The organism is Kitasatospora sp. NBC_01287 (genome assembly GCF_026340565.1).
Classification (GTDB): Bacteria; Actinomycetota; Actinomycetes; order Streptomycetales; family Streptomycetaceae; genus Kitasatospora.
The window spans coordinates 7,630,553-7,657,114 of sequence record NZ_JAPEPB010000001.1; the positions used below are offsets into that span (position 1 = coordinate 7,630,553).

1 protein-coding gene is annotated in these 26,562 nt (G+C 72.5%); it reads left to right on the forward strand.

Annotated features, from left to right (window positions below; all coding sequences use genetic code 11):
* Positions 1-26: 26 nt before the first annotated feature.
* On the forward strand, positions 27-26,471 hold the full coding sequence (locus tag OG455_RS33090) for a type I polyketide synthase (protein ID WP_266299968.1): 26,445 nt from the start codon (positions 27-29) through the stop codon (positions 26,469-26,471).
* Positions 26,472-26,562 lie beyond the last annotated feature (91 nt).

Consider the following 26,562-nt stretch of genomic DNA (forward strand, 5'->3'; position numbering starts at 1 on the left):
TTAAGAACACACGGGTGATGACAGCGATGGCGACGAACGAAACCAAGCTCCGCGAGTACCTCAAGCGCGTCGTGACCGAACTCAACGACGCCAACGAGCGGATCCGCGAGGTCGAGGAGGCCGAGCGCGAGCCGATCGCGATCGTCGGCATGGCCTGCCGCCTGCCCGGCGGCGTGCGCTCCCCGGAGGACCTCTGGGAGGTGGTGGCGAGCGGCACCGACGCCATCGGCACGTTCCCGACCAACCGCGGCTGGGACCTGGAGAGCCTCTACGACCCCGACTCGCGGCGCTCCGGCACCAGTTACGCCCAGCACGGCGGCTTCCTGCACGAGGCCGACCGCTTCGACCCCGGCTTCTTCGGCATCTCGCCGCGCGAGGCCCAGGTGATGGACCCGCAGCAGCGCCTGCTGCTGGAGACCTCCTGGGAGGCCTTCGAGCAGGCCGGCATCGACCCCGCCACGCTGCGCGGCACCCGCACCGGCGTCTTCGTCGGCACCAACGGCCAGGACTACGCCGCGCTGCTCGGTGACGCCCCCCAGGGCGGCGAGGGCTACCTCGCCACCAGCAGCGCGGCCAGTGTCGTCTCCGGGCGCCTCTCCTACACCTTCGGCCTTGAGGGCCCGGCCGTCAGCGTCGACACCGCCTGCTCCTCCTCGCTGGTCGCCCTGCACCTGGCCTGCCAGGCGCTGCGCCAGAGCGAGTGCACGATGGCCCTGGTCGGCGGCGTGACCATCATGTCCACCCCGGGCGCGTTCATCGAGTTCAGCCGCCAGGGCGGCCTGGCCCGCGACGGCCGCTGCAAGCCCTTCGCGGCGGCGGCGGACGGCACCGGCTGGGGCGAGGGCGTCGGCATGCTGCTGGTCGAGCGGCTCTCGGCGGCCCGCCGGCTGGGCCACCGGGTGCTCGCGGTGGTGCGCGGCTCGGCGGTCAACCAGGACGGCGCGAGCAACGGCCTGACCGCGCCCAACGGCCCGTCCCAGCAGCGGGTGATCCGCCAGGCCCTGGCCAACGCCCGCCTGACGGCCGATCAGATCGACGTGGTAGAGGCGCACGGCACCGGCACCACGCTGGGCGACCCGATCGAGGCCCAGGCGCTGCTCGCCACCTACGGCCAGCAGCGCGCCGCCGCCGAGCACCCGTTGCGGCTGGGCTCGCTGAAGTCCAACATCGGCCACACCCAGGCCGCTTCGGGCGTGGCCAGCGTGATCAAGATGGTCATGGCGATGCGGCACGGGGTGCTGCCGCAGACCCTGCACGTGGACGAGCCGACCCCGCACGTGGACTGGAGCGCCGGGTCCGTCGAGCTGCTCACCGAGCAGCTCGCGTGGCCGGAGACCGGGCGGTCGCGCCGCGCGGCCGTCTCCTCCTTCGGCGTGAGCGGCACCAACGCGCACACCATCCTGGAGCAGGCGCCGGTCGAGGCCTCCATCGAGCCCGACGACGGAGCCGAGGTGCTCGGATTCCCGTCCGCCGTGGTGCCGTTCCTGGTGTCCGGCCGGGGTGACGCCGCGCTGCGGGCCCAGGCCGAGCGGCTCGCCGACCACCTGCGGGCGCGCCCGACGCTGAACGCCGTCGACACCGCCTACTCGCTGGCCACCAGCCGCGGTTCGCTCGAACAGCGCGCCGTGGTGCTGGCCGCCGACCGCTCCGAGCTGCTGGAGGGCCTGGCGGCGCTGGCCCGTGGCGAGGCGTCCGGCGCCGTCAGCCGCGGCGGCGTCGTGCCCGAGGCCGGCACGGCCTTCCTCTTCTCCGGGCAGGGGAGTCAGCGGGCGGGGATGGGGCGGGAGTTGTCCGCCGCGTTCCCGGTGTTCGCGGCGGCGTTGGCGGAGGTGTGTGCGCACTTCGATGGCGTGCTGGAGCGGCCCTTGCGTGAGGTGCTGTTCGACGCCGGGTCGGAGCTGCTGGACCAGACCGCTTACACGCAGGCGGGGTTGTTCGCGATCGAGGTGGCGCTGTTCCGGTTGCTGGAGTCGTGGGGTGTCACGCCGGACTACCTGGCGGGCCACTCGATCGGTGAGTTGGCGGCGGCGCATGTCGCTGGTGTCCTGTCGTTGGCGGATGCGTGCACGTTGGTGGCGGCTCGTGGCCGGCTGATGCAGGCGCTGCCGGTCGGTGGCGCGATGCTCGCCGTGCAGGGGTCGGAGGAGGAGGTCCGCGCGGCGCTGGTCGACGGTGTCGACATCGCGGCCGTCAACGCGGTCGACTCGATCGTCGTCTCGGGTGCCGAGGCTGTTGTTGGTGCGCTGGAGGCGGCTTGGCGGGCGGAGGGCCGCAAGGTCAAGCGGCTGACGGTCAGTCATGCCTTCCACTCGGCGCTGATGGACCCGATGCTCGACGAGTTCCGCGCGGTGGCCGAGTCGCTGAGTTACACGGCGCCGCGCATCCCCGTGGTCTCCAACGTCACCGGTGGTTTCGAGGACCTCACGGATCCCGGGTACTGGGTGCGGCATGTCCGCGAGGCCGTCCGCTTCGCCGATGGTCTGGCCACGCTGCGCGAGCAGGGTGTCCGCACCTTCCTGGAGTTGGGCCCCGACGGCGTGCTGAGCGCGCTGGCCGAGGGGGTCGCGACCCAGCGGGCCGGCCGTCCCGAGGCGCGGAGCCTGGTTGCCGCCGTCGCCCGCCTGCACGTCCAGGGTGTGCGCGTGGACTGGGCCGCGTTCTTCGCCGGCTCGGGTGCCCAGCGCGTCGACCTGCCGCTCTATGCCTTCCAGCACGAGCAGTTCTGGCTGCTGCCCGGCGAGGCATCCGTGGCCGAAGTGACTGCCGGCGGGCCGGCGGACGTGGCGGAGACGCGGTTCTGGGACGCGGTGGAGCGTGGTGATGTCGCGGCGCTGAGCGCGGAGTTGGAGCTCGGCGGCGAGGACGGTGAGCCGCTGGGTGCGGTGCTGCCGGCGATCTCGTCGTGGCGTCGGGCGCGGCGGGAGCGTTCGGTGGTGGATGGTTGGCGCTACCGGGTGGTGTGGCGGGCGGCGGAGTTGGCGTCGGCCGCGCTGGATGGCCGTTGGCTGGTGGCGGTGCCGGATGGTACCGCCGAGGAGGTGTCCTCGTGGCTCGGCGGTGCGCTGATCGCGGCCGGTGCCGAGGTCGAGGTGCTGGTGGTCGGTGCTTCGGAGGATCGTGCGTCGCTGGCGGGCCGGTTGGCCGGGCGCGAGTTCGCGGGTGCGGTCTCGCTGCTCGCGCTTGCCGCTGATGGCGGCCTGGAGCCGACGCTCGCGCTGGTGCAGGCACTGGGTGCTGCGGGTGCGGGTGGTCGGTTGTGGAGCCTGACGCGGGGTGGCGTGTCGGTCGGTCGTTCGGATGTGGTGACGGCTGCGTCGGCGGGTCTGGTGTGGGGTCTTGGTCGGGTGGCGGGGTTGGAGTTCCCGCAGGTGTGGGGTGGTCTGCTGGACCTGCCGCTGGTGTTGGACGAGCGTGCGGGTGTGCGGTTGGTGTCGGTGTTGGGGCAGGGGGTTGAGGATCAGCTCGCGCTGCGTGGGTCGGGTGTGTTTGTCCGGCGGCTGGTGCGTGTGGTTGCGGGTGTGTCGGGTGGGGAGGGTTGGCGGGCGCGGGGGACGGTGCTGGTCACGGGTGGGACGGGTGGCCTGGGTGGTGAGGTCGCGCGGTGGTTGGTGCGTGGTGGTGCTGAGCATGTGGTGTTGACCAGTCGTCGGGGTCTGGATGCTCCTGGTGCGGGTGAGTTGGCGCGGGAGTTGCGTGGGCTGGGTGCTCGGGTGACGGTGGCGGCGTGCGATGTGGCCGACCGGGCCGCGCTCGCCGAGCTGCTGGCCGGCCTCGACACCGATGAGCACCCGCTGCGTGCCGTGTTCCACGCGGCCGGTGCGGCGGGCTATGCCCCGCTCGCCGAGCTGGACGCCGCCACCCTGGCCGACGAGCTGGCCGCGAAGGCGAACGGCGCCGCGCACCTTGATGAGCTGTTGGGTGAGCGGGAGTTGGACGCGTTCGTGGTCTTCTCCTCGATCTCGGGTGTGTGGGGTAGTGGTGGTCAGGCGGCGTATTCGGCTGGTAACGCGTTTGTGGATGCGTTGGTGGCGGCGCGGCGTGGTCGTGGGTTGGCGGGTGTGTCGGTGGCGTGGGGTCCGTGGGCCGAGGTGGGGATGGCGGCTCGGGGTTCCGCGGTGGGTGAGTTGGGGCGGCGTGGGTTGGGTGCGCTTGCTCCTGCGGGTGCGTTGCTGGCGTTGGAGTCCGCGCTGGCGGGCGGTGGTGGCGATTCGGTGGTGGTGGATGTCGACTGGGCGCGGTTCGCGCCGGCCTTCACCGCGTTGCGGAGCAGCGAGTTCTTCGCCGAGATCCCCGAGGCGCGGGCCGCGCTCGATCAGGGCGCCGAGGGTGGTGCCGGTGCCGGCTCCGCTGCGCGCAGCCTCCTGGAGCAGCGGCTGACCGAGGCCGCCGAGGCCGACCGGGAGCGGCTGCTCCTCGACGCCGTGCGCGCCGAGGTGGCCGCCGTGCTCGGCTACCGCTCGGCCGGTGCGGTCGAACCAGGCCGTGCTTTCAAGGAGTTGGGCTTCGACTCGCTGACCGCCGTCGAGCTGCGCAACCGCCTGGCCGCGACCACCGGTCTGCAGCTGCCGTCGACACTCGTCTTCGACTTCCCGTCCTCGCAGGCGCTCGCGCGGCACCTGCTCGCCCAGTTCACGGGCGTGACGGCCGACTCCGGTGCCGCGGTGGCGGTTTCGCCGTCGAGTGCGGCGGTGGATGAACCGATCGCGATCGTGGGTATGGCGTGCCGGTTCCCTGGCGGTGTGTTGTCGCCGGAGGGTCTGTGGCAGCTGGTGATGGACGAGGCCGACGCGGTGGGCCCGTTCCCGACCGACCGCGGCTGGGACCTGGAGGCGCTCTACGACCCCGAGCCCGGCACGGCCGGCCGGACCTACTCCCGCCACGGCGCCTTCCTGGAGGGCGCGAGCGGGTTCGACGCTGACTTCTTCGGGATCTCGCCGCGTGAGGCGTTGGCGATGGATCCGCAGCAGCGGTTGCTGTTGGAGACGTCGTGGGAGGCGTTCGAGCGGGCCGGTTTCGATCCGCGTTCGGTGCGCGGCAGTCGGACCGGTGTCTTCGTGGGGACGAACGGTCAGGACTACGCGGGTCTGCTGGCGACCGCCGTCGAGGAGCTCGGCGGTCACCTGGGTACGGGTAATGCGGCGAGTGTGGTGTCGGGTCGGTTGTCTTACACGTTCGGGCTTGAGGGTCCGGCGGTGACGGTGGATACGGCGTGTTCTTCGTCGTTGGTGGCGTTGCATCTTGCGGTGCGGGCGTTGCGTGGTGGTGAGTGTGAGATGGCGTTGGCCGGTGGTGTGACGGTGATGTCGACGCCGGGTGCGTTCATCGAGTTCAGTCGTCAGCGTGGGTTGGCGGTGGATGGTCGGTGCAAGGCTTTTGCTGCTGGTGCTGATGGCACTGGGTGGGGCGAGGGTGTGGGGATGTTGGTGGTGGAGCGGCTCGCGGATGCTGAGCGGCTCGGTCATCGGGTGTTGGCGGTGGTGCGGGGTTCGGCGGTGAATCAGGATGGTGCGTCGAATGGTTTGACTGCGCCCAATGGTCCTTCGCAGCAGCGGGTGATTCGTGAGGCGTTGGCGGATGCGGGGGTGTTGGCGGCTGAGGTTGATGTGGTGGAGGCGCATGGGACGGGGACGGCGCTGGGTGATCCGATCGAGGCGCAGGCTTTGTTGGCGACGTATGGGCAGGGGCGTGGGGGTGGTGGGGCGCTGCTGTTGGGGTCGTTGAAGTCGAATATTGGTCATACGCAGGCTGCGTCGGGTGTGGCGAGTGTGATCAAGATGGTGTTGGCGATGCGGCATGGTGTGGTGCCGCGGTCGTTGCATGTGGATGCGCCGTCGCCGCATGTGGATTGGTCGTCGGGTGCGGTGGAGTTGGTGACGCGGGCTGTTGGTTGGCCGGTGTCGGGGCGTGTTCGGCGGGCGGGTGTGTCGTCGTTCGGGATGAGTGGGACGAACGCGCACGTGGTGTTGGAGCAGGCGCCGGAGAGTGTTGACGTTCAGGTGGCTGTTGTTGGTCCGGTGGTGCCGTGGGTGGTGTCGGGGCGTGGTGTTTCGGCGTTGCGTGGGCAGGCGGGGCGGTTGGCGGAGGTCCTGGATGCCGGCGTTTCGGTGGGGGGTGTGGGTCGGGCGTTGGCGGTGTCGCGGGCTGTGTTCGAGCAGCGTGCGGTGGTGTTGGGTGTGGACGCGTCGGAGTTGTTGGCGGGTCTGGGTGCGGTGGCCGAGGGGGATGAGGCTGCTGGTGTGGTGGTGGGTTCGGTGGTGGAGGGTCGTACCGGGTTCTTGTTCTCGGGTCAGGGTAGTCAGCGGGCGGGGATGGGGCGTGAGTTGTATGCGGCGTTCCCGGTGTTCGCGGATGTGTTGGATGCGGTGTGTGCGCGGTTCGACGGGGAGTTGGAGCGGCCGCTACGTGAGGTGATGTTCGACGCGGACTCGGATCTGCTGGATCGGACGGTGTACACGCAGGCGTCGTTGTTCGCGTTCGAGGTGGCGCTGTTCCGGTTGTTGCAGTCGTGGGGTGTCACGCCGGACTTCCTGGCTGGTCACTCGATCGGTGAGTTGGCGGCCGCGCATGTGGCGGGTGTCTTGTCGTTGGCGGATGCGTGCACGTTGGTGGCGGCTCGTGGGCGGTTGATGCAGGCGTTGCCGGCTGGTGGTGCGATGCTGGCGGTGCAGGGCAGTGAGGAGGAGGTGCGGGCGGCGCTGGTCGACGGGGTCGACATCGCGGCCGTGAATGCGGCGGACTCGATCGTCGTCTCCGGTGCCGAGGGCGCGATCGCCGAACTGGAGGCCCTCTGGCGTTCGGAGGGTCGCAAGGTCAAGCGGCTCACGGTCAGTCATGCTTTCCACTCGGCGTTGATGGAGCCGATGCTGGCCGAGTTCCGCACGGTCGCCGAGTCCCTGACCTACGCGCAGCCCCGGATCCCGGTGGTCTCCGATGTCACGGGCGACTTCACCGCTGACCTGACCGTTCCCGCCTATTGGGTGCGCCATGTGCGCGAGGCGGTTCGCTTCGCCGACGCTGTGGCGACCCTCCGGGCCGAAGGTGTCCGCACGTTCGTCGAGTTGGGGCCGGATGGTGTGCTGTCGGCGCTGGCCGAGGGCATCGCGACCCAGCGGGCCGGCCGCCCCGAGGCGCAGACACTGCTCACCGGCCTCGCCCGTGCCTACGTGCGCGGCACCACCGTCGACTGGTCCGCCCTCTTCACCGGCACCAGCCAGATCGACCTGCCCACCTACGCCTTCCAACACGAGCACTTCTGGCCCACCATGGGCACCGCCGCCGGTGACGCCGCCGGCCTCGGCCTGAGCGCGGCCGACCACCCGCTGCTCGGTGCGGCGGTGCGCCTGGTGGACACCGACGGCTACCTGCTGACCGGCTCGCTCTCCCTGCGGACCCACCCGTGGCTGGCCGAGCACCGGATCATGGACCACGTCCTGCTGCCCGGCACCGCCTTCGTCGAACTCGCCCTGCGCGCCGCCGACCAGGTCGGCTGCGACCGGCTGGACGAGCTGACGCTGCACGCACCCCTTGTTCTCCCCGCACACGGCGCGACCCGGGTGCAGGTCTGGGTCGGCGCCCCCGACGAGGCGGGGCTGCGCCCGGTCGGCGTGCACTCGCGCCCTGACGGTGCGGTGGCCGACGGTCTCTGGGTCCGCCACGCGAGCGGGGTGCTGTCCGTGGGGCAGGCCGCGCCCGCCGACGCGGCCGCGCTGACCGAGTGGCCGCCGGCCGGGGCCGTCGCGCTCCCTGTCGACGCGCTCTACCCGGGGCTGGCCGAGGGCGGCTTCGCCTACGGTCCGTCGTTCCAGGGCCTGCGGGCCGCCTGGCGCGTCGGTGATGACGTCTACGCCGAGGTCGCGTTGCCCGAGGAGGCCGGGGCGGACGCCTTCGGTCTGCACCCGGCCCTGCTGGACGCGGCCCTGCACGCGATCGCGGTCGGCGACCTGCTCGCCGACACCGAGTCCGGGCAGGGACGGCTGCCGTTCGCTTGGTCGGGCGTGTCGCTCCACGCCTCCGGCGCGTCCGCCCTACGGGTGCGCCTGTCGCGGACCGGTTCCGACGGCGTGTCGCTGATCGTCGCCGACGGGTCCGGCGCGCCGGTGGCAGCCGTGGACTCGCTGGTACTCCGTCCGGTCTCCGCCGAGCAGCTGAAGCCGGCGACCGCCGCGGGCACCGAGGACCAGTTCGCCGTCGAGTGGGTCCCCGCAGAGGCGGACTCCGCCGCGACGGTGGAGGGTTGGGCACTGCTGGGTGCGGACACGTTCGGGGTGGATCTGCCGCTGGGTGGTGATGCCGCGTCGGCTTCGGTGCTGATGGTCTGCGCCACGTCGCCCGAGGCGGTGCTGGCGCCGCTGCAGGGCGCGCCCGCCGAGGCGCGGCTGGTGGTCGTGACGCGCGGCGCCATGGCTGTGACGTCGGGTGAGGATGTGGCGGATCTGGATGCTGCGGCGGTCTGGGGTCTGGTGCGGTCGGTGCAGTCCGAGGTGCCGGGTCGGATCGTGTTGGTGGATGTGGATGGTTCGGCGGATTCGTGGGCCGCGCTGCCGGGGGCGGTGGCTTCGGGTGAGTCGCAGCTCGCGGTGCGTGGGGGTGTGGTGTTGGCGCCGCGGTTGCTGCGGGCCGATGGTGCGGGTGAGTTGGCTGTGCCGGCGGATGCGGCTCACTGGCGGTTGGACAGTGTCGAGCGTGGGACGTTGGAGTCGCTGGAGCTGGTGGCTGCTCCGGTCGCTGAGTTGACGGAGGGTCAGGTTCGGATCGCGGTGCGGGCCGGTGGGGTGAACTTCCGTGATGTGCTGAACGCGCTGGGGATGTATCCGGTGGTGGCGCCGTTGGGGATCGAGGGCGCTGGTGTGGTGGCCGAGGTCGGTCCGGGTGTGTCGGGGTTGGCGGTCGGTGACCGGGTGTTGGGCATGTTCGGTGGTGGGTTCGGGCCGTTCGCGGTGACCGATCACCGGATGGTGGCCCGGATTCCGGCGGGTTGGTCGTTCGCGCGGGCGGCGTCCGTGCCGATCGTGTTCCTCACGGCGCTGTACGCGTGGTCGGATCTGGGCGCTGTCCGATCCGGTGAGCGGGTGCTGGTGCACGCTGGTGCCGGTGGTGTCGGGATGGCGGCGATCCAGCTGGCCCGGCACTTGGGGGCGGAGGTCTTCGCCACCGCCAGCCCGGGCAAGTGGGAGACGCTGCGTTCGCTGGGTCTGGACGATGAGCACATCGCGTCCTCGCGTGACCTGGAGTTCGCGGCGAAGTTCCTCGCGGTCACGGGCGGCGAGGGCGTGGATGTTGTTCTGAACGCGTTGGCGGGGGAGTTCGTCGACGCGTCCCTCACGCTGCTGCCGCGTGGTGGGCGGTTCCTGGAGATGGGCAAGGCCGACATCCGCAGCGAGGTGCCGGCGGGTGTGGTCTATCGGGCGTTCGATCTGGTGGAGGCCGGTCCGGAGCGGATCGGTGAGCTGCTCGCGGAGTTGCTGGCGCTGTTCGCCCAGGGGACGATCGAGACGCTGCCGGTGCGCACGTGGGATGTGCGTCAGGCGCGTGAGGCGTTCCGTTTCGTCAGCCAGGCCAGGCACATCGGCAAGGTGGTGCTGACCGTGCCGCAGCCGCTGGACCCGGGGCGCACGGTGGTGATCACCGGCGGCACGGGCTCTCTGGGTGCGCTGACGGCCCGTCATCTGGTGGCGGAGCACGGTGTGCGCGAGCTGCTGTTGCTGAGCCGGCGTGGCCCGCAGGCGCCCGGTGTTCCCGAGCTGGTCGCGGAGTTGGCCGAGCTGGGTGCCACGGCGGAGGTGTTGGCCTGTGATGTGGCTGACCGTGACGCGCTGGCCGCCGCTCTGGCGGGTCGTTCGCTGACCGCGGTGGTCCACACCGCCGGCGTGTTGGACGACGGGCTGTTCGCCGGCATGACCCCCGAGCGCCTGGCGTCGGTGTGGGCGTCGAAGGCGGAGGCGGCGCTTCATCTGCACGAGTTGACGTTGGATCAGGATCTGTCCGCGTTCGTGCTGTTCTCTTCGATCGCTGGTGTGCTGGGTAGTGTGGGGCAGTCGAACTACGCGGCCGCGAACGCCTATCTGGACGCGCTCGCCGCTCACCGCCACGCGCTGGGCCTGCCCGCGACCTCGCTGGCGTGGGGTCCGTGGGCGCAGTCGGGCAGTGGCATGACGGGTGACCTGTCGGAGGCGGACCTGCGGCGGATGGCCCGTAGTGGTCTGCTGCCGTTCGACGCCGCGCAGGGCATGGCGGCCTTCGACGCCGGCCGCACCGCTGCCCGCGCCGTGACCGTGCCGGTCCGCCTCGACCTCACCGCCCTGCACGCCGAGGCCGGCGGGTCCGGCGGCCCTGGCGGGTCCGAGACGGCCGGAGTGCCGAGCCTGCTGCGCGCCTTGGTGCGCCCGGCTCGTCGCCGGGCGGTGGCGCGGGCGGTCCGCAGCGCCGACCAGTCCTCGCTGCTCCAACGGCTCGCCCCGCTCTCCGGCGCCGACCGGGCCCGTGTCCTGCTGGACCTGGTGCAGGCCCAGGTCGTGGCCGTGCTCGGCCACGCGAGCGCCACGGCGGTCGAGCCGGACCGCGCGTTCAAGGAGTTGGGCTTCGACTCGCTCACCTCCGTCGAGCTGCGCAACCGGCTCAACGCGGCCACCGGCCTGCGGCTGCCCGCCACCCTGGTCTTCGACCACCCGACCGCCGCCTCGCTCGCCGCCTTCCTCGAAGCCGAGTTGCTCGGCGGGGTCGAGGACGTCCAGCTCCCGGCCGCGCCCGCGCCGGCGGTCGGCACGGCCGACGACCCGGTCGTGATCGTCGGGATGGCCTGCCGCTACCCCGGCAGCGTGGACTCACCCGAGGCGCTCTGGCAGCTGGTCGCCGAAGGCCGCGACGCCATCGCCGAGTTCCCGGAGAACCGCGGCTGGGACCTGGAGAACCTCTACGACCCGGACCCCGAGCGCCCGGGCACCAGCTACACCCGGCACGGCGGGTTCCTCTACGAGGCCGACCGCTTCGACCCCGGCTTCTTCGGCATCGCGCCGCGCGAGGCGCTGGCCATGGACCCGCAGCAGCGCCTGTTGCTGGAGACCGGCTGGGAGGCGTTCGAGCGGGCCGGCATCAGCCCCGCGACCGTGCGCGGCAGCCGGACCGGTGTCTTCATCGGCGCGGCCTTCCAGGGCTACGGCCCGCTGGTCGGCCAGGCGCCCGAGGAGATCGAGGCCCACCTGCTGACCGGCAACGCGGGCAGCGTGGTGTCCGGCCGCCTCGCCTACACCTTCGGGCTCGAAGGCCCGGCGATGACCGTCGACACCGCCTGCTCCTCCTCGCTGGTCGCGCTGCACCTGGCCGTCCAGGCGCTGCGGCAGGGCGAGTGCACGATGGCCCTGGTCGGCGGCGCGGCGATCATGGCCTCGCCCAACATGTTCGTGCAGTTCAGCCGCCAGCAGGGCCTGGCGGCGGACGGCCGCTGCAAGTCCTTCGCCGACGCGGCCGACGGCACCGGCTGGGGCGAGGGTGTCGGCATGCTGCTGGTCGAGCGGCTCTCCGACGCCGAGCGGCTGGGCCACCAGGTGCTCGCGGTGGTCCGGGGGACCGCCGTCAACCAGGACGGTGCCTCGAACGGCCTGACCGCGCCGAACGGCCCCGCCCAGCAGCGGGTGATCCGCCAGGCGCTGGCCAACGCCCGCCTGACGACCGCCGAGGTCGACGTGGTCGAGGCGCACGGCACCGGCACCCGGCTGGGCGACCCGATCGAGGCCCAGGCCCTGCTGGCCACCTACGGCCGCGACCGGGACGAGGCGAACCCGCTGTTGCTCGGTTCGCTGAAGTCCAACATCGGCCACACCCAGGCCGCGGCCGGGGTCGGCGGCATCATCAAGATGGTGATGGCGCTGCGGCACGAGCTGCTGCCGCGCACCCTGCACGTGGACGCGCCCAGCGGCCAGGTGGACTGGACGGCCGGCACGATCAGCCTGCTGACCGAGCCGACCGCCTGGCCCGCCGACGGGCGGGTGCGCCGCGCGGGCGTCTCCTCCTTCGGCATCAGCGGCACCAACGCGCATGTGATCGTTGAGGCGCCGCCCACCGCGACCGCGACCGTGTCTGCGGCTGCGGCTGCGGCGCTGGCTGCGGCGAGCGTGACGGCGGCTGCGCGTGACGAGGACCGCCAACTGCCCTGGCTGCTCTCCGGCAAGGACGCGGCCGGCCTGGCCGCCCAGGCGCAGCGACTGGCGCGGCACCTGCGCCAGACCCCGGCTGCCGCGCTCGACACCGCCTTTGCCCTGGCCACCCAGCGGCAGGCCCTGGAGCACCGCGCGGTCGTCCTGGGCGCCGACCGGGCCGAACTCCTGGCCGGCCTCGACGCCTTCGGCCGCGAGCCGGAGACCTCGGCGGCCGTCCAGGGCGTGGCCCTGCCCGGGACGGCGGGGAAGACGGCTTTCCTCTTCTCCGGGCAGGGGAGTCAGCGGGCGGGGATGGGGCGGGAGTTGGCCCAGGCCTTCCCGGTGTTCGCGGCTGCGCTGGAGGAGGTGTGCGGGCAGTTCGAGGGTGTTCTCGACCGGCCGTTGCGTGAGGTGCTGTTCGACGCCGGGTCGGAGCTGCTGGACCAGACCGCTTACACGCAGGCGGGGTTGTTCGCGATCGAGGTGGCGCTGTTCCGGCTCCTGGAGTCGTGGGGTGTCACGCCGGACTACCTGGCGGGCCACTCGATCGGTGAGTTGGCGGCGGCGCATGTCGCTGGTGTCCTGTCGCTGGCGGATGCGTGCACGTTGGTGGCGGCCCGTGGCCGCCTGATGCAGGCGCTGCCGGCCGGTGGCGCGATGCTCGCGGTGCAGGGCAGCGAGGACGAGGTCCGTGCGGCGCTGCTCGACGGTGTCGACATCGCGGCCGTCAACGCGGCGGACTCCATCGTGGTCTCCGGCGCCGAGGACGCTGTCGCCGAGCTGGAGGCCGCCTGGCGGGCCGAGGGCCGCAAGGTCAAGCGGCTGACGGTCAGTCATGCCTTCCACTCCGCGCTGATGGACCCGATGCTCGACGAGTTCCGCGCGGTGGCCGAGTCGCTGAGCTACGCGCAGCCCCGGATCCCGGTGGTCTCCAACGTCACCGGTGGTTTCGAGGACCTCACGGATCCCGGGTACTGGGTGCGGCATGTCCGCGAGGCCGTCCGCTTCGCCGACGGGCTGGCCACGCTGCGCGAGCAGGGTGTCCGCACCTTCCTGGAGTTGGGCCCCGACGGCGTGCTGAGCGCGCTGGCCGAGGGGGTCGCGACCCAGCGGGCCGGCCGTCCCGAGGCGCGGAGCCTGGTTGCCGCCGTCGCCCGCCTGCACGTCCAGGGCGTGCGCGTGGACTGGGCCGCGTACTTCGCCGGCACCGGTGCCCGTCCGGTTGACCTGCCGACCTACGCGTTCCAGCGGCAGCGCTACTGGTTGGCGGCGGCCTCGGCCGCGCCGCAGGCGCGGGCGCGGGCGCAGACCAGGGAGACCCCGTCCGATGCGGCGGAGGCGCGGTTCTGGGACGCGGTGGAGCGTGGTGATGTCGCGGCGCTGAGCGCGGAGTTGGCGGTCGGTGCGGTGGGTGATGACTCGCTGGGTGCGGTGCTGCCGGCGATCTCGTCGTGGCGTCGGGCGCGGCGGGAGCGTTCGGTGGTGGATGGTTGGCGCTACCGGGTGGTGTGGCGGGCGGCGGAGTTGGCGTCGGTCGCGCTGGATGGCCGTTGGCTGGTGGCGGTGCCGGATGGTGCGGCCGAGGGCGAGGTGTGCCGCTGGGTCGAGGGCGCGCTGACCGCGGCCGGTGCCGAGGTCGAGGTGCTGGTGGTCGGCGCTGCGGAGGATCGTGCGTCGCTGGCGGGCCGGTTGGCCGGGCGCGAGTTCGCGGGTGCGGTCTCGCTGCTCGCGTCGGTGGTGGGCGCTGCCGGGTCCGCGGGCGAGGTGGCGTCGGCGGTGGGCCCGACCTTGGCGCTGGTGCAGGCGTTGGGTGGGGCCGGTGCGGGTGGCCGGTTGTGGAGCTTGACGCGGGGTTCGGTGTCGGTGGGTCGTTCGGATGTGGTGACGGCTGCGTCGGCGGGTCTGGTGTGGGGTCTTGGGCGGGTGGCGGGGTTGGAGTTCCCGCAGGTGTGGGGTGGTCTGCTGGATCTGCCGTTGGTGTTGGACGAGCGTGCGGGTGCGCGGTTGGTGTCGGTGTTGGGGCAGGGGGTCGAGGATCAGCTCGCGCTGCGTGGGTCGGGTGTGTTCGTTCGGCGGCTGGTGCGTGCTGGTGGTTCCGGTGCTGGTTCTGCTGCGGGCGTTGGTGGTTGGCGGGCGCGGGGGACGGTGCTGGTCACGGGTGGGACGGGTGGCCTGGGTGGTGAGGTCGCGCGGTGGTTGGTGCGTGGTGGTGCTGAGCATGTGGTGTTGACCAGTCGTCGGGGTCTGGATGCTCCTGGTGCGGGTGAGTTGGCGCGGGAGTTGCGTGGGCTGGGTGCTCGGGTGACGGTGGCGGCGTGCGATGTGGCCGACCGGGCCGCGCTCGCCGAGCTGCTGGCCGGCCTCGACACCGATGAGCACCCGCTCCGCTCGGTCGTGCACGCCGCAGGCCTGGACACCGGCCAGGCCCTCGCCGACACCAGCGCCGAGGAGTTCGCCGCCGTCGTCACCGCGAAGGTGTGCGGTGCGGCGCTGCTCGATGAGCTGTTGGGTGAGCGGGAGTTGGACGCGTTCGTGGTCTTCTCCTCGATCTCGGGTGTGTGGGGTAGTGGTGGTCAGGCGGCGTATTCGGCTGGTAACGCGTTTGTGGATGCGTTGGTGGCGGCGCGGCGTGGTCGTGGGTTGGCGGGTGTGTCGGTGGCGTGGGGTCCGTGGGCCGAGGTGGGGATGGCGGCTCGGGGTTCCGCGGTGGGTGAGTTGGGGCGGCGTGGGTTGGGTGCGCTTGCTCCTGCGGGTGCGTTGCTGGCGTTGGAGTCCGCGCTGGCGGGCGGTGGTGGCGATTCGGTGGTGGTGGATGTCGATTGGGCGCGGTTCGCGCCGGCCTTCACCGCGTTGCGGAGCAGCGAGTTCTTCGCCGAGATCCCCGAGGCCCAGCAGGCGATCGGCGCGAGCGCGGCGGGCGAGGCCGCACCGGCCGAGCGCCGTTCCGAGTTCGCCGCCCGCCTCGCCGGCCTGGCACCGATCGAGCGCGAACGCCAACTGCTGGAGCTGGTGAGGGCCGCTGCCGCCGCGGCGCTCGGTCACGACTCGGCGGTGGCGGTCGAACCGGACCGTGCCTTCAAGGAGTTGGGCTTCGACTCGCTGATGGCGGTCGAGCTGCGCAACCGCCTGGTGTCGGTGACCGGACTGGCCCTGGCCCCTACCCTGGTCTTCGACCAGCCCGCCCCGGCCGTGCTGGCGCGGCACCTCGCCGAGCAACTCGGTGACGCCGCGCTCGATGCGGCTGCCGTCCTTCCGGCCGTGGCGCCACGTGCGGCGGTGGATGAGCCGATCGCGATCGTGGGTATGGCGTGCCGGTTCCCTGGCGGTGTGTTGTCGCCGGAGGGTCTGTGGCAGCTGGTGATGGACGAGGCCGACGCGGTGGGCCCGTTCCCGACCGACCGCGGCTGGGACCTGGAGCGCCTCTACCACCCCGACGCCGACCACGCGGGCACCGCCTACGTGAATGTCGGTGCGTTCCTGGACGACGTGGCCGACTTCGATCCCGCCTTCTTCGGGATCTCGCCGCGTGAGGCGTTGGCGATGGATCCGCAGCAGCGGTTGCTGTTGGAGACGTCGTGGGAGGCGTTCGAGCGGGCCGGTTTCGATCCGCGTTCGGTGCGCGGCAGTCGGACCGGTGTCTTCGTGGGCACCAACGGTCAGGACTACGCAGGCCTGCTGTCCGCCGCCCAGGACGACCTGGGTGGACATGTCGGCACCGGTAATGCGGCGAGTGTGGTGTCGGGTCGTTTGTCTTACACGTTCGGGCTTGAGGGTCCGGCGGTGACGGTGGATACGGCGTGTTCTTCGTCGTTGGTGGCGTTGCATCTTGCGGTGCGGGCGTTGCGTGGTGGTGAGTGTGAGATGGCGTTGGCCGGTGGTGTGACGGTGATGTCGACGCCGGGTGCGTTCATCGAGTTCAGTCGTCAGCGTGGGTTGGCGGTGGATGGTCGGTGCAAGGCTTTTGCTGCTGGTGCTGATGGCACTGGGTGGGGCGAGGGTGTGGGGATGTTGGTGGTGGAGCGGCTCTCGGATGCTGAGCGGCTCGGTCATCGGGTGTTGGCGGTGGTGCGGGGTTCGGCGGTGAATCAGGATGGTGCGTCGAATGGTTTGACTGCGCCCAATGGTCCCTCGCAGCAGCGGGTGATTCGTGAGGCGTTGGCGGATGCGGGGGTGTTGGCGGCTGAGGTTGATGTGGTGGAGGCGCATGGGACGGGGACGGCGCTGGGTGATCCGATCGAGGCGCAGGCCCTGCTCGCCACCTACGGCCAGGGGCGTGGGGATGGTGGGGCGCTGCTGTTGGGGTCGTTGAAGTCGAATATTGGTCATACGCAGGCTGCGTCGGGTGTGGCGAGTGTGATCAAGATGGTGTTGGCGATGCGGCATGGTGTGGTGCCGCGGTCGTTGCATGTGGATGCGCCGTCGCCGCATGTGGATTGGTCGTCGGGTGCGGTGGAGTTGGTGACGCGGGCTGTTGGTTGGCCGGTGTCGGGGCGTGTTCGGCGGGCGGGTGTGTCGTCGTTCGGGATGAGTGGGACGAACGCGCACGTGGTGTTGGAGCAGGCGCCGGAGAGTGTTGACGTTCAGGTGGCTGTTGTTGGTCCGGTGGTGCCGTGGGTGGTGTCGGGGCGTGGTGTTTCGGCGTTGCGTGGGCAGGCGGGGCGGTTGGCGGAGGTCCTGGATGCCGGCGTTTCGGTGGGGGGTGTGGGTCGGGCGTTGGCGGTGTCGCGGGCTGTGTTCGAGCAGCGTGCGGTGGTGTTGGGTGTGGACGCGTCGGAGTTGTTGGCGGGTCTGGGTGCGGTGGCCGAGGGGGATGAGGCTGCTGGTGTGGTGGTGGGTTCGGTGGTGGAGGGTCGTACCGGGTTCTTGTTCTCGGGTCAGGGTAGTCAGCGGGCGGGGATGGGGCGTGAGTTGTATGCGGCGTTCCCGGTGTTCGCGGATGTGTTGGATGCGGTGTGTGCGCGGTTCGACGGGGAGTTGGAGCGGCCGCTACGTGAGGTGATGTTCGACGCGGACTCGGATCTGCTGGATCGGACGGTGTACACGCAGGCGTCGTTGTTCGCGTTCGAGGTGGCGCTGTTCCGGTTGTTGCAGTCGTGGGGTGTCACGCCGGACTTCCTGGCTGGTCACTCGATCGGTGAGTTGGCGGCCGCGCATGTGGCGGGTGTCTTGTCGTTGGCGGATGCGTGCACGTTGGTGGCGGCTCGTGGGCGGTTGATGCAGGCGTTGCCGGCTGGTGGTGCGATGCTGGCGGTGCAGGGCAGTGAGGAGGAGGTGCGGGCGGCGCTGGTCGACGGGGTCGACATCGCGGCCGTGAATGCGGCGGACTCGATCGTCGTCTCCGGTGCCGAGGGCGCGATCGCCGAACTGGAGGCCCTCTGGCGTTCGGAGGGTCGCAAGGTCAAGCGGCTCACGGTCAGTCATGCTTTCCACTCGGCGTTGATGGAGCCGATGCTGGCCGAGTTCCGCACGGTCGCCGAGTCCCTGACCTACGCGCAGCCCCGGATCCCGGTGGTCTCCAACGTCACGGGCGACTTCACCGCCGAGCTGACCGACCCCGCCTATTGGGTGCGCCATGTGCGCGAGGCGGTTCGCTTCGCCGACGCTGTGGCGACCCTCCGGGCCGAAGGTGTCCGCACGTTCGTCGAGTTGGGGCCGGATGGTGTGCTGTCGGCGCTGGCCGAGGGCATCGCGACCCAGCGGGCCGGCCGCCCCGAGGCGCAGACACTGCTCACCGGCCTCGCCCGTGCCTACGTGCGCGGCACCACCGTCGACTGGTCCGCCCTCTTCACCGGCACCAGCCAGATCGACCTGCCCACCTACGCCTTCCAACACGAGCGCTACTGGCCGACCGTGGCCGCGGGCTTCTCCGGCGACGTGACCGAGCTGGGCCTGCGCGCCACCGATCACCCGCTGCTCAGCGCCGCCGTCGCGCTCGCCGATGGTGAAGGCGCGCTGCTGACCGGCCGGTTGTCGCTCACGACGCACCCGTGGCTGGCCGAGCACCGGATCATGGACCACGTCCTGCTGCCCGGCACCGCCTTCGTCGAACTCGCCCTGCGCGCCGCCGACCAGGTCGGCGGCCACGGAGTGGAGGAGCTGGTGCTGGAGGCGCCGCTGGTCCTCACCGAGGGCGCGGCGGTACAGGTGCAGGTCCGGGTGGGCGCCGAGGAGCAGGACGGAACGCGCTCGCTGAGCATCCACTCCCAGCTCCAGGGCGAGGACAGCTGGCGCCGGCATGCCACCGGCAGGCTGCTGGGCGCCCTTCAGCAGGCGCCGAGCGTAGCCGAGTTGGCAGTCTGGCCACCTGCCGGGGCCACCGCGGTCCCGGTTGAGACGCTCTACCCGGACTTCGCCGAGCGCGGGTTCGCCTACGGTCCGTCGTTCCAGGGCCTTCGGGCCGCCTGGCGCTCGGGCGAGGACGTCTACGCCGAGGTCGCGCTGCCCGAGGAGGCCGGGGCGGACGCCTTCGGCCTGCACCCGGCCCTGCTGGACGCCGCGCTGCACGCCACCGCGCTGACCGCCGGGGACGTGGGCGATGGTGCGGCGCAGGCGGGCGGCGGCCTGCCGTTCTCCTGGTCGGGCGTGTCGCTCTACGCCTCGGGTGCCGCTGTCCTGCGGGTGCGCCTGTCGCGGACCGGCTCCGACGGCGTGTCGCTGCTGGCAGTCGACCAGTCGGGCGCGCCGGTGCTCGCCGTGGACTCGCTGGTGATGCGCCAGGTGACCTCGGACCAACTCAAGTCGACTGACACCAGCGCGGATTCGCTCTTCCGACTCGCCTGGTCGCCGGTGGCACCGGCCACCGCGTCGGTCGACGGCTGGGCGCTGCTCGGTGAGGACACGCTGAGCGTGGACCTGCCGCTGAACGCCGACCCGACCACCGCCGCCGTCCTGGTCGCCTGCGGTCGGACACCGCAGCAGGCGCTGGAACTGCTCCAGGGTTGGCTGGCCGAGGACCAGCCGGCCGATGCGCGGCTGGTGCTGCTCACCCGGGCGGCCGTCGCCACCTCCTCGGGTGAGGATGTGGCGGATCTGGATGCTGCGGCGGTCTGGGGTCTGGTGCGGTCGGTGCAGTCCGAGGTGCCGGGTCGGATCGTGTTGGTGGATGTGGATGGTTCGGCGGATTCGTGGGTGGCGTTGCCGGGGGCGGTGGCTTCGGGTGAGTCGCAGCTCGCGGTGCGTGGGGGTGTGGTGTTGGCGCCGCGGTTGCTGCGGGCCGATGGTGCGGGTGAGTTGGCTGTGCCGGCGGACGCGGTGGGCTGGCGGTTGGACAGTGTCGAGCGTGGGACGTTGGAGTCGCTGGAGCTGGTGGCTGCTCCGGTAGAGGAGTTGACCGAGCATCAGGTTCGGATCGCGGTGCGGGCCGGTGGGGTGAACTTCCGTGATGTGCTGAACGCGCTGGGGATGTATCCGGTGGTGGCGCCGTTGGGGATCGAGGGCGCTGGTGTGGTGGCCGAGGTCGGTCCGGGTGTGTCGGGGTTGGCGGTCGGTGACCGGGTGTTGGGCATGTTCGGTGGTGGGTTCGGGCCGTTCGCGGTGACCGATCACCGGATGGTGGCCCGGATTCCGGCGGGTTGGTCGTTCGCGCGGGCGGCTTCGGTGCCGATCGTGTTCCTCACGGCGCTGTACGCGTGGTCGGATCTGGGTGCTGTCCGCCCGGGTGAGCGGGTGTTGGTGCACGCTGGTGCGGGTGGTGTGGGCATGGCGGCGATCCAGTTGGCCCGGCACTTGGGGGCGGAGGTCTTCGCGACGGCGAGTCCGGGCAAGTGGGAGACGCTGCGGTCGCTGGGTCTGGACGATGAGCACATCGCGTCCTCGCGTGATCTGGGGTTCGCGGCGAAGTTCCTGGCCGTGACCGGTGGCCAGGGTGTGGATGTTGTTCTGAACGCGTTGGCGGGGGAGTTCGTCGACGCGTCCCTCACGTTGCTGCCGCGTGGTGGGCGGTTCCTGGAGATGGGCAAGGCCGACATCCGCAGCGAGGTGCCGGCGGGTGTGGTCTATCGGGCGTTCGATCTGGTGGAGGCCGGTCCGGCGCGGATCGGTGAGCTGCTCGCGGAGTTGCTGGCGCTGTTCGCCGAGGGGACGATCGAGACGCTGCCGGTGCGCACGTGGGATGTGCGTCAGGCGCGTGAGGCGTTCCGTTTCGTCAGCCAGGCCAGGCACATCGGCAAGGTGGTGCTGACCGTGCCGCAGCCGCTGGACCCGGGGCGCACGGTGGTGATCACCGGTGGCACGGGCTCTCTGGGTGCGCTGACGGCCCGTCATCTGGTGGCGGAGCACGGTGTGCGCGAGCTGCTGCTGCTCAGCCGTCGGGGCGCTCAGGCGCCCGGTGTTCCCGAGCTGGTCGCGGAGTTGGCCGAGCTGGGTGCCACGGCGGAGGTGTTGGCGTGTGATGTCGCCGACCGTGACGCGCTGGCCGCCGCTCTGGCGGGTCGTTCGCTGACCGCGGTGGTCCACACGGCCGGCGTGTTGGACGACGGGCTGTTCGCGGGCATGACCTCCGAGCGCCTGGCATCCGTCCGGGCGCCCAAGGCCGACGCCGCGCGCCACCTGCACGAACTGACGCTGGATCAGGACCTGTCCGCGTTCGTCCTGTTCTCCTCCGCCTCCGGCATCGTCGGCGGCGCCGGGCAGGCCAACTACGCCGCCGCCAACGCCTATCTGGACGCGCTCGCCGCCCACCGCCACGCACTCGGCCTGCCCGCGACCTCGCTCGCCTGGGGTCCGTGGCAGCAGTCCGGCGGCGGCATGACCGAGGAGCTGACCGAGGCCGACCTGCGCCGGATGGCCGAGGCCGGGGTGCTGCCCTTCAGCCCCGCCCAGGGCCTGGCGCTGTTCGACGTGGCGCAGGCCGGCGCCGAAGCGTTGCTGGTCCCGGCTCGCCTGGATCTCGCCACCCTGCGCGAACGCGGTGCCGAGCACGGCGTGCCGCCGCTGCTGCGCGAGCTGGTCCGGGTCACCCGGCGGCGCGCCGTGGCCACCGGCGACGCGCGCGGCGAGCGGGGCGGCCTGCTCGAGCGGCTGGCCGGCCTCGGCGGCGCCGAGCGGGAGCGGGCGCTGCTCGACCTGGTCCGGGGGAGTGTCGCGGCCGTGCTGGGCCACTCCTCGGTGGCGAGCGTCGAGCCGGACCGGGCCTTCAAGGACCTCGGCTTCGACTCGCTCACCTCCGTCGAGCTGCGCAACCGCCTGGGCGCCGCCACCGGCCTGCGGCTGCCCGCCACCCTGGTCTTCGACCACCCGACGGTCGCCGCGCTCGCGCTGCACCTGGGCGCCGAACTGCCCGGCGCGGCCGAGGCGCAGGGCCCGGCGGCACCCACCACGGCGGCACCCACCACGGGGACGGCGACCACCGCCGATGAGCCGATCGCGATCGTGGCCATGAGCTGCCGCTTCCCCGGCGGCGTCCGCTCGCCGGAGGAGCTCTGGCAGCTGGTGGCCGGCGGGGGCGACGCGGTCTCCGGGTTCCCGACCGACCGGGGCTGGGACGTGGACGGCCTCTTCGACGCCGACCTGAACCGGGCCGGTACCTCCTACGTCCGCGAGGGCGGCTTCCTCTACGACGTGGCGGGCTTCGACGCCGCCTTCTTCGGGATCTCGCCGCGCGAGGCGCTGGCGATGGACCCGCAGCAGCGCCTGCTGCTGGAGACCGCCTGGGAGGTGTTCGAGCGGGCCGGCCTCGACCCGGCCACCGTGCGCGGCAGCCAGGCCGGCGTTTTCGTCGGCGCGGCGCCCTCCGGTTACGGCTCCGCCCTCACCGGCGAACTGCCGGACGGCCTGGAGGGCCACCTGCTGACCGGCAACACCGGCAGCGTGGTCTCGGGCCGCCTCTCCTACACCTTCGGCCTCGAAGGCCCGTCGATGACGGTCGACACCGCCTGCTCCTCCTCGCTGGTCGCGCTGCACCTGGCCGTGCAGGCCCTGCGGCAGGGTGAGTGCGGCATGGCCCTGGTCGGCGGCGCGGCCGTGATGGCCACGCCGGGGATGTTCACCGAGTTCAGCCGCCAGCGCGGGCTGGCCGCCGACGGCCGCTGCAAGTCCTTCGCCGAGGCGGCCGACGGCACCGGCTGGGCCGAGGGCGTCGGCATGCTGCTGATCGAGCCGCTCGCCGAGGCGCGCCGGCGCGGCCACCCGGTGCTGGCGGTGGTGCGCGGCACCGCCGTCAACCAGGACGGCGCGAGCAACGGGCTCACCGCCCCCAACGGCCCGGCCCAGCAGCGGGTGATCCGCCAGGCCCTGGCCAACGCCCGCCTGACCCCCGACCAGGTGGACGTGGTCGAGGCGCACGGCACGGGTACTCCGCTGGGCGACCCGATCGAGGCCCAGGCCCTGCTGGCCACCTACGGCCAAGGCCGTGAGGCCGAGCGCCCGCTCTGGCTCGGCTCGCTCAAGTCGAACCTGGGCCACATGCAGTCGGCGGCCGGCGTCGGCGGCATCATCAAGATGGTGATGGCGATGCGGCACGAGCTGCTGCCGCGCACCCTGCACGTCGACGAGCCGACCTCCCACGTGGACTGGACGGCGGGCGCGGTGCGCCTGCTCACCGAGGAGGTGGCCTGGACGCCGTCGGCGGAGCGGCCGCGCCGGGCGGGCATCTCGGCCTTCGGGATCAGCGGCACCAATGTGCACGCGATCATCGAGGACGCGATCGTCGAGGGTGTGACCGTCGACGGGGCAACCACTGATCACCCGATCATCGAGACCTCGGCCGTCGGATCCTCGGCCATCGGTGCTCCAGTCATCGAAGCTCAAGCCATCGGAACCTCGATCATCGGAGATTCGATCGTTGAGGACGCCGTGGGCATCACTCCGCAGGACGGCGCCCCGGCGCCCGACGGCCTGACGACCTGGATCCTCTCCGCCCGCAGCGCCGACTCGCTGCGCCGCCAGGCCGCCGGCCTCGCCGCCCACCTGCGGGCGAACTCCGGGCTGCGAGCGTTGGACGCCGCCTACTCGCTGGCCACCGGGCGCGGCTCCTTCGAGCACCGCGCGGCCGTGGTCACCGACGACCGCGAGCAGCTGCTCTCCGGCCTGGACGCGCTCGCCGAGGGGCGGGCCACGGGTGCGGCCCTCACCGGTACTCGGGCCGAGGGGCTGACTGCCTTCCTCTTCTCGGGGCAGGGCAGTCAGCGGGCCGGGATGGGGCGTGAACTGTACGCCGCCTACCCGGTGTTCGCGGCCGAACTCGACGCGGTGTGCGAGCAGTTCGACGGGGTGCTGGACCGGCCGCTGCGCGAGGTGCTGTTCGACAGCGAGTCGCAGCTGCTGGACCAGACCGTCTACACGCAGGCCGGTCTCTTCGCGATCGAGGTCGCGCTCTTCCGCCTCATCGAGTCCTGGGGCATCCGTCCCGACTTCCTCGCGGGTCACTCCATCGGCGAGTTGGCGGCCGCGCATGTCGCGGGCGTCCTCTCACTCGCCGACGCCTGCAAGCTCGTCGCCGCCCGTGGTCGCCTGATGCAAGCGCTGCCGGCCGGTGGCGCGATGCTCGCCGTCCAGGGCTCGGAGGACGAGGTCCGCGCGGCGCTGCTCGACGGCGTCGACGTCGCGGCGGTGAACAGCGCCGACTCCATCGTCGTCTCCGGCCCCGAGGCCGCCGTCGCCGAGCTGGAGGCGGCCTGGCGGGCGGAGGGTCGCAAGGTCAAGCGGCTCACCGTCAGCCACGCCTTCCACTCCGCGCTGATGGACCCGATGCTGGCGGAGTTCCGCACGGTCGCCGAGTCCCTGACCTACGCGCAGCCGCGCATCCCGGTGGTCTCCAACGTCACCGGCGACTTCACCGCCGACCTGACCGACCCCGCCTACTGGGTGCGCCACGTCCGCGAGGCCGTCCGCTTCGCCGACGGCCTCGCCACCCTCCAGGGCGAGGGCGTGCGCACCTTCCTGGAGCTGGGCCCCGACGGCGTGCTGAGCGCCCTGGCCGACGGCATCGCCACCCAGCGGGCCGGCCGCCCCGAGGCGCGGACCCTCGTCACCGCCGTCGCCCGCCTCTCCGTGCGCGGCGTGCGCGTTGACTGGGCCGCGTACTTCGCGGGCGCCGGTGCGCGGCGCGTCGACCTGCCGACCTACGCCTTCCAGCGCGACCGCTACTGGCTGGCCTCGGGAGCGCCGTCGGCGGGCGCCCCGGCCGCCGCCGCCTCCGACGTGGCGGCGGGCAGCTTCTGGGACGCGGTCGAGCGGCAGGACCTCCAGGCGCTCGGCAGCGAGCTCGCCATCGACCCGGCCCAGCCGCTCAGCGAGCTGCTGCCCGCCATCTCCTCCTGGCGGCGGCAGCGCAAGGAGCAGACGGTGCTGGACACTTGGCGCTACCGGGTGCGCTGGGAGGCGATCGCCGAGCCCGCCCCGGCGGCGGCGGTCGGTAGCTGGCTCGTGCTGGTGCCGGGTGACGCGGCCCAACTCCCGCTCGTGGAGCAGACGGTCAGCGCGCTCACCGAGCGCGGTGGCACAGTGGTCAGGGTGGAGGTCGAGGAGGCCGACACCGACCGGGCCGCCCTGGCCGAGCAACTGCGCGCCGCGGCAGCCGAGTCCGCAGCCGAGTCCGCAGCTGATTCCGCGCCGACCGGCGTCCTCTCGCTGCTGGGCCTGGACCGCACCCCGCACCCCAAGCACCCGGCCGTGACCACCGGCGTCGCGCACACCCTGCTGCTGGTGCAGGCGCTCGGCGACGCGGCGATCACCGCGCCGCTCTGGTGCGTCACCAGCGGCGGTGCAGCGGTGGCGAGCGGTGAGCAGGTCCATCCGGATCAGGCTCAACTGGCCGGCCTGGGACGGGTGGTCGCGCTGGAGTGCGCGGACCGCTGGGGTGGCGTGGTTGACCTTCCGGTCCAGCACACCCAGTTGGACGCGACCGGCCGCGAGCGCCTGCGCGGCCTGCTCACCGGTGGTGGCGACGAGGACCAGCTGGCGATCCGTCCCTCCGGCCTGCACGCCCGACGCCTGGTCCGGGCGCCGCGCCCGGCCGCTGCCACGGACCGGACGGTCTGGCGGCCGCGCGGCACGGTGCTGATCACCGGCGGCACCGGGGCGCTCGGCATCCGGGCGGCCCGGTGGTTGGCCGGGAACGGCGCCGAGCACCTGGTGCTGGTCAGCCGGCGCGGCAGCGCGGCCCCGGGCGCCACCGAACTGGCGACGGAGCTGTCCGCCGCCGGCGTTCGGGTGAGCGTCGAGTCCTGCGACATCGCGGACCGGGGCGCGCTGGCGCAGCTGCTCGACGGCCTGGCGGCCGAGGGCTCCCCGGTGCGGGCGGTGGTGCACGCCGCCGGCGTCGGGGCCTCGGAGACCATCGCGGAGACCGACCTGGCCTCCTTCGCCGAGGTGGTCGCCGCCAAGGTGGCGGGCGCCCGGCACCTGGACGAGCTCTTCGGCGAGCAGGAGTTGGACGCCTTCGTGCTCTTCGCCTCGATCTCCGGCATCTGGGGCAGCGGCGGCCAGTCCGCCTACTCCTCCGCCAACGCCTACCTGGACGCGCTCGCCGCGAGCCGCCGGGGCAGGGGCCTGGCGGCCACCTCGGTGGCCTGGGGCCCGTGGGGCGGCGGCGGCATGGCCACCGACGGTGAGCGGGCCGAGGGCCTGCGCCGCCGCGGCCTGCCGGCCCTCGACCCTGACACCGCCTGGAACGCGCTGCAGGGCGCGCTGGACGACGGCGAGACCTGCCTGACCGTGGCCGACGTGGCGTGGGAGACCTTCACCCCGCTCTTCACCGCGGCCCGCCCCTGCGCCCTGCTGCGCGGGGTGCCCGAGGCGCGGGCGGCGATGTCAGCCGCCACGGCGGACCCGGTGGCGGCCCGCAGCGGCGACGCGGACCAGCTGCGCGAGCGGCTGGCCGGGCTCGGCGAGACGGAACGCGAGGAGGCGCTGCTCGACCTGGTGCGCACCCAGGCCGCGCTCGCGCTCGGCCACGCCTCCGGCGCGGCGGTGGAGGCGACGCGCTCGTTCAGCGCGATGGGCTTCGACTCCCTGACGGCGGTGGACTTCCGCACCCAACTCGGCGCCGCCACCGGCCTCGCGCTGCCCGCCACCCTGGTCTTCGACCACCCGACCCCGACCGCCCTGGTCCGCCACCTGCGCGCCGAACTCCTCCCGGAGCAGGCCCCGGCCGGCGAGGCCTTCCTCGCCGAACTCAACCGCCTGGACGCCGCGGCGGCCTCGGCGGGCGTGGACAACCTGGTCAAGGCCAAGGTGGCGATGCGCCTGCAGAGCCTCCTCGCCCAGTGGAACGGCGGCCCGGCCACCCCCACCCCCACCGAGGAGAGCGCCACCCCGTCCGCCCCGGTCGCGGACACCCTGGCGGACGCGAGCGACGAGGAGCTGTTCGCCTTCATCAATCGGGACTTGGGCCGCGGCTGACGGTAGGGCGAGAGGTTCAGGGCCCCGCCCTCGCGTTGACAGCGCGAGGGCGGGGCCCTGTTACCCCGGGAATTGCGTTCGCCGGCAGCCG